Here is a 12260-nt window from a genome sequence, read left to right as displayed (position 1 = left end):
CCACTCGTTCGGACACCGCGACACACCGCAAACGGGGACGCGTCCGGGCGAGGGCCGCCCCGGTCAGCTGCCGGCCGGACCGCCGCCGTGGTGGCCCCGGCCGCCCGGGCCCGGGAAGACGCCGGACTCGGCGGCCTTCGCGATCGCGTCGGCCTGCTCCTGGGTGAGCTTGCCGTCCTCGACGGCCTGGGCCAGCCGCTCCTTGAGCCTCGCCTGCCGGTCCTCGGTCGACGGGCGCTCCGGCCGGTCGGCCCTGCGCTGCTCGTGCAGCTTCTCCAGGGCCGCCGTCACCTTGTCGGCCGGGACGCCCAGCTCCTTCGCCAGCGCCTCGGCGAACTCGGCCTGCCGCTCCGCCCGGCGGTCCTGCCGGTCGGTGTCCTGCCTGGTGCTGGCGCTCGGTGACGGCGTGGCGTCCTCGGCGAAGGCCACCGTCGGGGCGGCGATCCCCACGCCGAGCACCCCGGCAGCGGCCAGTCCGGCCAGCAGGTGTTTCTTCGACATCGTGCGGGACATCGGTGTCTCCCTCTCGTCGGTGTGTGTTGCCGTCACCGACGGTGACCCCGATACCTGGGACGAACCCGTGCCGACCCTATGAATGCGCTGACAATCCCGCCCCACGGACGGCGGGGGCGACGGTGAGGGTGCCGGCGGTGGCGTCGAGCACGGCCGGTGTGCCCACCGGGACGGTGAGCTGGCCGACGCCGTGCCCGATCGGCAGGCCGCCGAGGACGGGGACGCCCAGGTCGCCGAGGCGTTCGGTGAGCACGTCGGCGACCGTGGTGTCCCAGCCGTCGGCGCACTCGGTAAACTGGCCCACTGCCACCCCGGCGAGCCCGTCCAGCGCCCTGGCCCGACGCAGGTGGGTGAGCATCCGGTCGACCTTGTACGGCGGCTCCTGCACCTCCTCGACGAGCAGCACCGCACCGGTGAGGTCCGGCATGTCCGGGGTGCCGATCGAGGCGGTGATCAGGCAGAGGTTCCCACCGAGCAGCGGTCCCTCCGCCCGCCCCGGCACCCGTACGCCGAAGGTCTCCTCCTCGGCGACCGCCGCGACCGTCACCGGTTGCGTGGTCATCAGCGCGGCGTGCAGCGACTCCGCCGAGCGGGGTGGGGTGCGCTCGTCCAGCCAGGCCGCGCCCGGCCCGTGCACGCCGGCCAGCCGGGCGCCCCGCCAGAGCGCGAACTGCAGGGCGGTGATGTCGGAGAAGCCGGCCACCACCTTCGGGTCCCGGCGTACCGCGGCCATGTCGATCAGGTCGACCACCCGCTGCGCGCCGTAGCCGCCCCGGGTGCAGATCACCCCGCGCACCTCGGGGTCGGCGAAGGCGGTGTTCAGGTCGGCGGCGCGCAGCGCGTCGTCACCGGCGAGGTAGCCGCGCCGGGCGTACACGTTCGGGGCGAGCACCGGGCGCAGCCCCCAGCCGGTCAGCAGCTCGACGCCCCGGGCCACCCGCTCCGGCCGGGTCGGCCCGGACGGCGACACCAGCATCACCGTGTCGCCGGAACGCAGGACCGGCGGGCGCAGGCAGTCGTCGGTGATCACAGCGGCAGAGCCTAGTGCGCGGGCGGGCTCACGCGTCGACGTACCGGGCGGCGTACTCGCCGGTGGGTGGGACGGGCGTGATCACGTCCACGAGCACGCCGTCGGGGGCGGCGACGATGAAGTGCCGTTGGCCGAAGTCCTCACTGCGCAGCTCCAGCTCGACCGTGAGGCCGCTGCGGACCACGAGCCGCTCCCACTCGGCGTCGACGTCGTCGACCTCGACGTTGAGCAGCAGGCCCCGCACCGGCGCGCGGTACGCCTCGGGGAGCGTCGGGTGGGTGTGGTCGAGCAGCGCCAGCTCGTACGCCGGCGGACCGGGGCGGCGCAGGCTGACGTACCAGTCGGCCTCGAAGGTGGTCTCGAAGCCGAAGTGGCGGCGGTAGAAGTCGTGGGACTCGTCGAGCGTGCGGGTGCAGATCACCGGATAGAAGCTGGTCAGATTCATGGCACGATTCCCTTCGCATGCCATCGGTATGCGAGAGGACGGTAGTTCGCATACCGTCGGTATGTCAATGGAGGGGCGATGGCGCAGGGCGTACGGGCGCAGCAACGGGAGCAGACCCGCCGGGAACTGCTGCGGCAGAGCCGGCGGCTCTTCGCCGACCGCGGTTACGCGGCGGTCGGGCTGGCCGAGATCGTGCGGGTGGCCGGGGTGACCAAGGGCGCGCTCTATCACCACTTCGCCAGCAAGGAGGAGCTGTTCCGGGCCGTGCTCGCGCAGGCCCAGGACGAGGTCGGCCGGCGCGTCGCGGCCGCCGCCGACGCGCACGACGACCCCTGGACCCGGTTCACCGCGGGCTGCCAGGAGTTCCTCACCGCCAGCACCGACCCCGACCTGCAACAGATCATGCTGGTCGACGGCCCCTCCGTGCTCGGCTGGCACGAGTGGCGGGCGCTGGACGAGGCGGCCTCCGGCCGCCACCTGGCCGAGGCACTCACCGACCTGCTGGCGGCCGGACTGATCCCCCCACAGCCGGTCGCCCCGCTCACCCACCTGCTCTCCGGCGCCATGAACGAGGCGGCGCTCTGGCTCGCCCGCTCGACCGACCCGGCGGATCTCTCCGCCACCCGAGCGGCGCTGAGTCGGATGCTCGACGCCCTGCGCGCCGACAGCACGGGCGGGCCGTGCCGCTCCGACGCTGTCCACGCCACCCGATAGCCTCGACCCGTGGCGACCGCGCTGGTGATCGAGAACGACCCGACCGACGACCTCCGCAGGCTGGGGGAGTGGCTCACCGAGGGGGGCCTCGACCTGCGGGTGCTCCGTCCGCACGCGGGCGACGCGCTCCCCGCCGACCTCGAGGGGTACGCGGCCCTGGTGGTGCTCGGCGGCGAGCAGCAGGCGTACCCGCGGCCCGACGGCACCCCGGGGGCGCCCTGGTTCCCCGCGCTGGAAGGGCTGCTGCGCAAGGCCGTTCGGCACCGGGTGCCCACCCTCGGCGTCTGCCTCGGCGCGCAACTGCTGGCGACCGCGCACGCCGGCGTGGTGGAACGCAGCCCGTCCGGCCCGGAGGTCGGGCCCGCCGTGGTCGGCAGGCGGGACGCCGCCGAGGCCGACCCGCTCTTCCGGTACGTGCCGCTCATCCCGGACGTGCTGCAGTGGCACACCGACGAGATCACCGAGCTGCCCCGGGGCGCGACCCTGCTGGCCGCCTCCACCCGGTATCCGCACCAGGCGTTCCGCCTCGGCGACCGGGCCTGGGGTCTGCAGTTCCACATCGAGTGCGACACCGCGATGATCGCCGACTGGTCGCGCGACTCGGCGCTCCTGGCCGAGCTGGGGTACGACCCGGAACTGGTGGTGGCCGCCTGCGACCGGGTGATGGCCGACGTGGAGGAGGTCTGGCAGCCGTTCGCGATCCGCTTCGCCGCCCTCGCCCTCGGCGAGCTGGGCGACGACACCGTCCGCACCGGCCTGCCCCTGCTCGGGCACTGAGATGACCCGACCGGCCAGGGGACGTTTCGCCCGGTACGGCTTCGCCGAGGGCGACGGCGGGGCCCGCGCGGCGGACCTGCTCGGCCCGGACGGGCTCGGGCTCTGGCGTACCGAGGAGCAGGAGCCCGCCGACGAGCCGGCCGCCGAGCTGCTGGCGGCGCTGTCCCGGGCCGCCGATCCGGACCTGGCCCTGCGCCAGTTGCACCGGATGGTCGAGGCGGAGCGGCGCGCCGCGGCCACCACCCCGGCCGACGGTTCCGCGCTGATCGCCGCGCTCTGCGACGACCCGGGACTGCGCCGCCGGCTGGTCGCCGTGCTCGGCGCCTCCTCGGCGCTCGGCGACCACCTGGTGGCCAATCCGGAGCAGTGGACCGTGCTGCGTACCGCCCCGGACGGGCTCGCCCCCACCGCCGACGGCACGCTCGACCTGGCCCTCGCCGGGCGGCTCACCGCCTCCACCCAGCCGGTGGCGGTGCTGCGGCAGGCGTACCGGCTGGCGCTGCTGCGGATCGCGGCGGCCGACCTGACCGGCGGGCGCGGCCTGGAACAGACCATGGCGGCGCTCTCCGCGCTGGCCGACGCCACCCTCGCCGCCGCGTACGAGATCGCGGTCGACGAGCTGCCCGAGGGGACGCCCCGACCCCGGCTCGCGGTGGTGGCGATGGGCAAGTGCGGCGGCGACGAGCTGAACTACGTCTCCGACGTCGACGTGATCTTCGTGGCCGCCGACGACGCCGACCTGGCCGCCGGCACCACCGTCGCCGCCCGGCTGATCGGCGTCTGCGGGCTGGTCGCCTGGCCGGTCGACGCCGCGCTGCGTCCCGAGGGCAACCGGGGGCCGCTGGTGCGCACCCTCGCCAGCCACCTCGCCTACTACCAGCGATGGGCCCGCACCTGGGAGTTCCAGGCGCTGCTCAAGGCCCGGCCGGCGGCCGGTGACCTCGACCTGGCCCGGCAGTGGGCCGATGCGCTCGCCCCGCTGGTGTGGCGGGCCGCCGAACGCCCCGAGGCGGTCTCCGACGTCCGGGCCATGCGTCGCAAGATCATCGAGAACATCCCGCCGAAGGAGCTGGAACGCGAGATCAAGCGCGGTCCGGGCGGGCTGCGGGACATCGAGTTCGCCGTCCAGCTGCTGCAACTGGTGCACGGCCGCGGCGACGAGTCACTGCGGCCGCCCGGCACCATCCCCGCGCTGCGCGCCCTCGTCGCCGGTGGCTACGTCGGCCGGGCCGACGGCGAGGCGCTGCTGCGCGGGTACCGCTTCCTGCGCGGCGTCGAGCACCGGCTCCAGCTCCAGGGCCTGCGCCGTACCCACACCGTGCCGACCGAGCCGACCGCCCTGCGCTGGCTCGCCGCCGCGCTCGGCTACACCGCCACGCCCGGCCGCAGCGCCGTCGAGGCGTTCCGCGCCGACTGGGTCGCCCACGCCACCGAGGTACGCCGGCTGCACGCCAAGCTGCTCTACCGGCCGCTGCTGGAGTCGGTGGCCCGGGTGCCCGCCGACGGGCTGCGGCTCACCCCGGAGGCGGCCCGGCACCGGCTGGAGATCCTCGGCTTCGCCGACCCGGCCGGGGCGCTGCGCCACCTGCAGGCGCTCACCGGCGGCGTCAGCCGGACCGCCGCCATCCAGCGCACCCTGCTGCCGGTGCTGCTCAGCGAGTTCGCCGACGCCCCCGAACCGGACCGTGGCCTGCTCAACTACCGGCAGGTCTCCGACAAGCTCGGCAGCACCCCCTGGTACCTGCGGCTGCTGCGCGACTCCGGGCCGGTGGCCCGCCGGCTGGCCCGGGTCCTCTCCTCCTCCCGGTACGCGGCGGACCTGCTGGCCCGGGAGCCGGAGGCGCTGCGCCTGCTGGCCGAGGAGAACGAACTGGCCCCGCGTTCGCGGGAGGTGCTCTGCGAGGGCTTCACGGCCGCTGCCGCCCGGCACGACGACCCGGTGGAGGCCACCCGCGCGGTCCGCGCCCTGCGCCGCCGGGAACTGGTCCGGATCGCCTGCGCCGACGTGCTCAGCCGGGCCGGCGGGCTCGCTCCCCGCCCCGAGCGGGGCTCACCCGCCGTCCCGCTGGCCGACGTCACCGCCGTCGGCACCGCGCTCTCCGACGTCACCGACGCCACCCTGGCCGCCGCGCTGCGCACCGCGCGGGCGGCCCACCCGGCGCTGCCCGGGCTGCGCCTGGCGGTGATCGGCATGGGCCGCCTCGGCGGGTACGAGTCGAACTACCTCTCCGACGCCGACGTGCTCTTCGTCTACGACCCGCCCGCCGGGGCGGACGAGAGCGCGGCCAGCGCCGCCGCGCGCGACATCGCCGAGGAGCTGCGCCGGCTGCTCGGGATGCCCGCCCCCGACCCGCCGCTCGGCGTCGACGCCGACCTGCGCCCCGAGGGTCGGCAGGGCCCGCTGGTCCGCAGCCTCGCCGCGTACGCCCAGTACTACGCCCGCTGGTCGAAGGTGTGGGAGGCGCAGGCGCTGCTGCGGGCCCGCTTCGTCTGCGGCGACGCCGGGCTGGGCGCGGAGTTCGAGGCGATGGTCGACCCGGTCCGGTACCCGGCCGACGGACTGACCCGCGAGCAGGTGGTGGAGATCCGCCGGATCAAGGCCCGGGTGGAGAACGAGCGGTTGCCCCGGGGCGCCGACCCGGCCACCCACACCAAGCTGGGGCGTGGTGGCCTGGCCGACGTCGAGTGGGCGGTGCAGCTGCTCCAGCTCCGCCACGCCGGGGCGCGTCCGGCGCTGCGCGGCACGCGTACCCTCGACGCGCTCGCGGCGGCCCGCGACGCCGGTCTGGTCGATCCGACCGACGCCGCGGAGTTGGCCGCCGGCTGGACCCTGGCCGCGCAGGTCCGCAACGCGCTGATGCTGGTGCGCGGCCGCGCGGGGGACCAGCTGCCCCGGCACGGGGTGGAGCTGGCCGGGGTGGTCCGGCTGCTCGGCCACGACGACCCGGGCGAGTTCCTCGACGAGTACCTGCGTACCGGCCGACGGTCCCGGGCGGCCATGCAGCGGGTCATGGAGTCCTGACCCGCGCCGCCGTCAGCGGCGGCGCACCAGCACGAGGTTGTCGACCAGCGTCCCCGTCTCGCCGTCCGGGCCGGTGCCCTCCCGGTGCAGCGTCTCCACCCGCTCGGTGTGCCAGGCGTCCGGGTCCAGCTCCAGCGCGGCCAGGGTCTCCTGCGGGGTGGGGAAGCACACGTCCGGGTGGTGCGCGCGGGCCCAGGGCGGCATCTCGCCGTGCTCGACGATCAGCAGCCGGCCACCGGGGGCGACCGCCCGGGCCGCCGCCCGCAGCACCCGGTCGCGCGGGAACTCGATCGGTGACTGGAGGAACTGCGCGGTGACCAGGTCGAACCGCCCGTCGGGGAAGCTGCGGGTCAGGTCGTGCCGGCGGAAGTCGATCCGCTCGGCCACCCCGGCGGCGGCCGCCTCGGCCGCCGCCCGCTCCAGCGCGGTACGGGAGACGTCGACCGCGGTCACCCGCCAGCCCTGCCGGGCCAACCAGACCGCGTCGCCGCCCTCACCGCAGCCGAGGTCCAGCACGGTTCCCGGCGACAGCGCGCCGGCCACCTCGACCAGGTGCGGATTGGCCCGCCCGCTCCAGTACCGTTCCCGCGCGGCGTACAGCTCGTCCCAGTGCCGTGCGGTCTCCTCGTCGACCGCCCCGGTGCCCGCCTGCGCCGCGCGCCGGGCGGCGACCGCCCGGTCGGTGTCCTCGGCGACCAGGTCGGCGTTGACCGCCGCGCCGGCCCTCATGCCGCCGGCGGCGGCCACCACCACGGTGGCCCCGAGATCGGTCACGTTGCCGGCCACCCACACCCCGGGAACCGACGTGGCCCCCGTCGGGTCGGCGGGCACGTGCGCGCCGACCACCTGACCGGCCATCACGAACTCGCCGGTGGCCAGCCCGAGGCCGGCGAGCAGGTCGGCTCGGGCGTGGAACCGGGGTCCCACCGCCAGCGCCTGCCGGGCGACCACCTCGCCGCAGGCCAGCCGGACCCCGGTGAGCCGGTCACCGGCCACCTCCAGCGCCGCCACCGCGCCCTCGACGACCCGTACGCCCCGGGCGGCGAGCTGTTCCGCCTGCTCCGGCGGGAGCGCCGGCGCGGTGTGCGCGAACAGCACCACGTCGTCGGTGAGCTGACGGAACAGCAGCGCCTGGTGGACGGCGGTCGGCCCGGTGGCGAGCACGCCGACCGCCCGGTCCCGGACCTCCCACCCGTGGCAGTACGGGCAGTGCAGGACGTCGCGGCCCCACCGCTCGGCGAGCCCCGCCACGTCGGGCAGCTCGTCGACCAGCCCGGTGGTGACCAGCAGCCGGCGCGCCCGGACCCGCCGCCCGTCGGCCAGCTCCACGTCGAACCGGAGCCCGTCGGGGTCGTCCCGCCGACGGGCGGTGGTCACCGTGCCGTCGACCACCTCGACGCCGTACCGGGCGACCTCCGCACGGCCCGTCGCGTACAGCTCGGCCGGGGGCACGCCCTCGTTGGTGAGGAAGTTGTGCACCTGACCGGCGGGGGCGTTGCGCGGCTCGCCGCCGTCCACCACCAGCACCGAGCGACGGAAGCGCCCCAGCGCCAGGGCCCCGCTGAGCCCGGCCGCGCCGCCACCGACCACCACCACGTCGTACGTCGAGTCGTGCGTCATCGTCCCCGTCTCCTCACCGGCGGGCCCGTCCCGCCGACGTTCCGGATCGTCCGCGCGGACCGGCCGGGGTGACAACTATCGTTGCGAGAATGGCAAACGATTCGGGTCCCGGCGACGAGGAGACCCTGACCTCGGTCGGGCCGCGCCTGCGGGCGCTGCGCCAGCAGCGCGCGGTGACCCTGGCCCAGCTCTCGGCGGCCACCGGGATCTCGGTCAGCACGCTGTCCCGGCTGGAGTCCGGTGGCCGCCGGCCGACCCTGGAACTGCTGCTCGCGCTGGCCCGGTTCCACCGGGTGCCGCTGGACGACCTGGTGGGCGCGCCGGAGACCGGCGACCCGAGGGTGCACCCCCGGCCGGTCCGGCGGGGCGAGGTGACCATCCTGCCGCTGACCCGCCGCCCCGGCGGTGTCCAGGCGTACAAGATGATCTACCCGCCGGGGGCGCGGGCCGGCAACCCCGAGCAGCAGGTGCACGAGGGCCACGAGTGGCTGTACGTGCTCTCCGGCCGGTGCCGGCTGCTGCTCGGCCGGCACGACCTGACCCTGGAGGAGGGGGAGGTCGCCGAGTTCGACACCCGCACGCCGCACTGGTTCGGCAACCCGTACGACACCCCGCTGGAGATCCTGAGCCTCTTCGGGCCGCAGGGGGAGCGCCTGCACGTCCGCGCCCGCCCGTCCCCGACCCGCCCCGATCCCACCTGACCGCCCCCGTTCGGGAGTGGCCGGCGCTGCCGGTCGCGGTGCCGGTGGCGGTGCTGGTCGCGGTGCCGGTGGCGGTGCTGGTCGCGGTGCTGGTGGCGGAGGTTCGGTCGGGTCCGGCTCTGGTGCGTGCTGTCCGGCATGGGGGTGAGGTGGAGGCGCTACGGACCTGATCGCATGGATGGATCGCAGGGTGGGCGGGGCGATCCATCCATGCCATCAGGTCCGTAGCGTCCGAGCACCGAGGTCCGTTCCCACCGGCGTCCCGCCGAGATCGCCGACGGCCGGGCGGGCGGATCCGGGTGGGGCCGGGCGGAGCCGGATGGGTACGGGCGGATTGCCCGTCAGCTCCCGAGGGTGTACGTGCCGGCGCGCGGGACGCTGACCGTCGTCCAGTCCCCGTCGGCGGCGACCGTCGCGCCGCCGGAGGCGGTCAGCCAGCGGCTGTGCCGCACCCGTACCGGCACCGTGCCGGGGCCCGCCGTCCGGAACGTCACCGAGGCGCCGTCCTGGTGGAGCAGCTCACCGGGGGCGGCGACCAGGGGTTTCGGCTCGCTCACCGCGTACAGCCGCCACCGGTCGTCCGACCAGACCTCGGTGAGGTACGGCAACCCGGCGGCGACCAGCTCCGCCTCGGTCCGGCCCACCCAGGACAGCGGTGCGTCGGGCACGGCGACGTACTGCACGGCGTTCTCGTCCAGCCAGGCGCGGTAGCTGTCGGCGGTCAGCGGCACCCCGGTGCCGGCCGCTCCGGGCACGGTGGTGAAGAAGAGCGGGTTGCGGGCGATGTCGGCCTGCCGCAGCCAGCCCCGGGCCAGCGGCGTCTCGCCGAGGTGGGCGGCCTCCCAGTAGTCCCGGGTCGGCGGCACCTCCACCCGGCCGGTGAGCCCGCGCCGGTCCAGCTCGTCGCGGAGCGGGTCGAAGAAGGCCCGCCCGGTGGTCGGGTCGCCGATGCCCCGCAGGTCGGCGGCGACCACCGGCGGCTGCCACCAGGCGACCGCCACCAGCAGGCCGGCCAGCGTCACCGCCCCCACCACCCGCCCCGGGCGCCCCCGCCCGGCCCTCGGTCCGGCCGAGTCGTCGCCGAGGTGCGCGGGCAGCCGGTCGGCCAGCCACCGGGGCGGACGTGCGGCGGCGGCCAGCAGCGGCAGCGCGAACATCACCACCAGGCGGGTCGCGTTCAGCCCGACCGGGGTGTGCACCAGGGCCGCCACCAGCACCCCGGCCGCCGACAGCAGCGCGCCCACCCGCACCGGCCGGTACGTCACCAGCGCCGCGACCAGCAGGCTGGTCAGCACCGCCCGGACCGTGTCGGTGCGGCTGATGTTCATCCAGCCACCCTCGCCGAAGAGCAGCCCGGTCACCCCGAGCGGCAGCGCGGCGGCGACGCCGAGCAGCAGGCCGTCGGCGTACCGGCGGGTGAGCAGCAGCGCCGCGCCGGCCAGGCCGACGAAGAGGCCGGCCACCGGGCTGGCCGCCGACGCCGCCAGCGCCCCCGCCACGACCAGGACCGGCCGGAGCACCCGCCGGAGCCGACCACGCCCGACGACCGGCGGCGGGGCGTGCGTGGGCAGGGTCAGCGCCAGCAGCGCGGCCACGCCGAAGGCCACCCCCAGGGCGTACGTCACCCGGCCGGAGACCAGGTTGCCGGCGATGGTGAGCACCCCGACCAGGCTGCCGAGCAGGGGCCGGGGCACTCCGGTGCGCACCAGCAGCGCGGCGAGCGCGACGGCGGCCCCGACCAGGGCGAGCGCGCCGGTGACCCGGACGCCGAGGGCGGCCATCAGCGGCGGCGACACCAGGCTGTAACCGAGCGGGTGGATCCCCCCGTACCAGCGCAGGTCCACCAGGGCGTCGCCGTGGGCGGCGAAGAAGTCCGCCCGGGCCACCTGCGCGGACAGGTCCGAACCCATCCGGGGCAGGGCCAGCCACACCCCGGCCAGCACGGCGGCGCAGCCGGCGGAGAGCCCCACCACCCTGCTTCCCCGCATGCCCACCTCCGGTCCGCGACCACCGTACTGGCAGCATGTCCGACGTGCCTCACCACCTCTCGCGCTGGACCGGACTGGCCGGTTCCGTCCTGCTCGCCGTCGCCGCGTACCTCGGCGGCGCGTTGCCCGACGGAGAGCTGCGCCCCACCCCCGTCAGCATCTGGCAGGGCCGGCACGGTCCGCTGATCATCGCGAGCTGGCTGGTCGGGACCGGGCTGATGGCGTGGGCGTGGTGGTCACTGCGCGAGCGGGTGCCCTCGGCCCGGTGGGCGCTGGTCACCGCCGGGCTCTGGCTGCTCCCGCTCCTGGTCGCGCCGCCGCTGGGCAGTCGGGACGTGTACGCGTACAGCTGCCAGGGCGCGAGCTACGCGGCCGGGATCAACCCGTACGAGCAGGGCGTCTCCGCGCTGCCCTGCCCCTGGCTGGACACCATCTCGTACATCTGGCGGGACACGCCGGCACCGTACGGGCCGCTCTTCGTGATGATCTCCGGCGCGATCGTCGGGGCCACCGGCTCCCTCTACGCCAGCATGGCGCTGTTCCGGCTGGTCGCGGTGGCGGGGGTCGCGCTGACCGCCGCCTGCCTGCCGGTGCTGGCCCGCCGCTGCGGGGTGCCGGTCGGTCGGGCGCTCTGGCTGGCGTTGGCCTCCCCGCTGGTCGGCGTGCACCTGGTCTCCGGCGCGCACAACGACGCGTTGATGGTGGGCCTGCTGATCGCCGGGCTGGCCGTGGTGGCGAGCCGGCCGGGGCGCTTCTGGCCGTTGCTGGCCGGGGGAGTGCTGCTCGGCCTGGCCGGCGGGATGAAGGTCACCGCCCTGGTCGTGGTGCCCTTCGCCGCCCTGGCGGCGATGTCCGGGCCGTACTCGATCACCAGGCTGCTGCGCGACGGCGGCCCGGTGGCCGGCGGCGCGTTGGCCGCGGTGATCGGCGCGACCCTCGCCGCGGGCCTGAACTTCGGCTGGATCGCCGGGCTGGAGCAGGGCGGCCTGGTGGTCGCCTGGACCTCGCCGTCCACCGCGCTCGGGCAGACCGTCGGGTACGTCGCGGCGCTGTTCGGCGCGCACGTCGACGCGCTGCCGGTGACCCGGGCGATCGGCGTGCTGGTCCTCGCCGTGCTGCTCGTCTGGCTGTGGTGGCGGGCCCGCACCCGCGATCCGCTCCGGTACGCCGGGCTGGCGCTCGCCGCGACGGTCGCCCTGGCCCCGCTGTTCCACCCCTGGTACTGGATGTGGCCGCTGACCGTGCTCGCCGCCACGGCGCACCGCACCGGTTGGTTCAGCCTCGTCGCGCTGGTGTCGTCGTTCCTGGTGCTGGCCGACGGCACCGGCCTGGCCCGGTACACCAAGATGCCGGGAGCGCCGCTGATGACGTTGTTGGTGATCGTGGTCGTCGTGCGGTTGGTACGGTCGGCACGGGCGGCTCGCCGGCCGGCCCCCGCCGACTGAGGAGA

9 protein-coding genes and 2 pseudogenes are annotated in these 12260 nt (G+C 75.9%); 5 read left to right on the top strand and 6 right to left on the bottom strand.

Annotated features, from left to right (window positions below; genetic code table 11):
- Positions 1–63: 63 nt before the first annotated feature.
- From ACPFP2_RS13860 to ACPFP2_RS13850, 3 genes are all read right to left on the bottom strand, one after another.
- Complete coding sequence (locus tag ACPFP2_RS13860) at positions 64–513, bottom strand: hypothetical protein (protein ID WP_424089559.1); 450 nt, start codon at positions 511–513, stop codon at positions 64–66.
- A gap of 76 nt (positions 514–589) precedes the next feature.
- The gene (locus tag ACPFP2_RS13855) at positions 590–1543 is read right to left on the bottom strand and encodes a S66 peptidase family protein (protein ID WP_424089558.1); all 954 of its coding nucleotides are present in this window, start codon (positions 1541–1543) and stop codon (positions 590–592) included.
- A gap of 28 nt (positions 1544–1571) precedes the next feature.
- On the bottom strand, positions 1572–1988 hold the full coding sequence (locus ACPFP2_RS13850) for a VOC family protein (protein ID WP_424089557.1): 417 nt from the start codon (positions 1986–1988) through the stop codon (positions 1572–1574).
- A 78-nt stretch (positions 1989–2066) separates the two neighbouring features.
- Between ACPFP2_RS13850 and ACPFP2_RS13845 the strand changes: the two genes are divergently transcribed.
- From ACPFP2_RS13845 to ACPFP2_RS13835, 3 genes are read left to right on the top strand one after another with little or no spacing between them, the layout of a single operon-like run.
- On the top strand, positions 2067–2702 hold the full coding sequence (locus ACPFP2_RS13845; RefSeq protein ID WP_424089556.1) for a TetR/AcrR family transcriptional regulator: 636 nt from the start codon (positions 2067–2069) through the stop codon (positions 2700–2702).
- Positions 2703–2711: 9 nt separating this feature from the next.
- Positions 2712–3479, top strand: coding sequence for a type 1 glutamine amidotransferase (locus ACPFP2_RS13840; RefSeq protein WP_424089555.1), 768 nt, complete (start codon positions 2712–2714; stop codon positions 3477–3479).
- A 1-nt stretch (position 3480) separates the two neighbouring features.
- Positions 3481–6501: a bifunctional [glutamine synthetase] adenylyltransferase/[glutamine synthetase]-adenylyl-L-tyrosine phosphorylase gene (locus ACPFP2_RS13835; protein WP_424089554.1), complete on the top strand. Its 3021-nt coding sequence runs from the start codon at positions 3481–3483 to the stop codon at positions 6499–6501.
- Between the two features lie 12 nt (positions 6502–6513).
- On the opposite strand, the pseudogene ACPFP2_RS13830 reads toward ACPFP2_RS13835, so the two are convergent.
- Together ACPFP2_RS13830 and ACPFP2_RS13825 are read right to left on the bottom strand one after the other, a co-directional pair.
- Positions 6514–7107, bottom strand: a pseudogene (locus ACPFP2_RS13830) (class I SAM-dependent methyltransferase); the annotation flags it as partial.
- 36 nt (positions 7108–7143) lie between these two features.
- Positions 7144–8121 (bottom strand): annotated as a pseudogene (locus tag ACPFP2_RS13825) (NAD(P)/FAD-dependent oxidoreductase); the annotation flags it as partial.
- A gap of 89 nt (positions 8122–8210) precedes the next feature.
- Here ACPFP2_RS13825 and ACPFP2_RS13820 point away from each other — a divergent pair.
- On the top strand, positions 8211–8822 hold the full coding sequence (locus ACPFP2_RS13820) for a helix-turn-helix domain-containing protein (RefSeq protein ID WP_424089553.1): 612 nt from the start codon (positions 8211–8213) through the stop codon (positions 8820–8822).
- A 341-nt stretch (positions 8823–9163) separates the two neighbouring features.
- Here the strand turns inward: ACPFP2_RS13820 and ACPFP2_RS13815 are convergent, their stop codons facing one another.
- Positions 9164–10810 carry a hypothetical protein gene (locus ACPFP2_RS13815; protein WP_424089552.1) on the bottom strand — a complete coding sequence of 549 codons (1647 nt, stop codon included), beginning with the start codon at positions 10808–10810 and terminating at the stop codon, positions 9164–9166.
- Between the two features lie 44 nt (positions 10811–10854).
- On the opposite strand from ACPFP2_RS13815, the gene mptB reads away from it, so the two are divergent.
- A complete protein-coding gene (mptB, locus tag ACPFP2_RS13810; RefSeq protein WP_424089598.1) occupies positions 10855–12255 on the top strand; it encodes a polyprenol phosphomannose-dependent alpha 1,6 mannosyltransferase MptB in 1401 nt (466 codons plus the stop codon).
- The last annotated feature ends 5 nt before the right edge of the window (positions 12256–12260 follow it).

The organism is Micromonospora citrea, assembly GCF_049629545.1.
In the GTDB taxonomy this organism is placed as follows: Bacteria; Actinomycetota; Actinomycetes; order Mycobacteriales; family Micromonosporaceae; genus Micromonospora; species Micromonospora citrea_A.
Note: the sequence above shows the minus strand (reverse complement) of the source record. Positions and strands in the feature narration are given on the sequence as shown.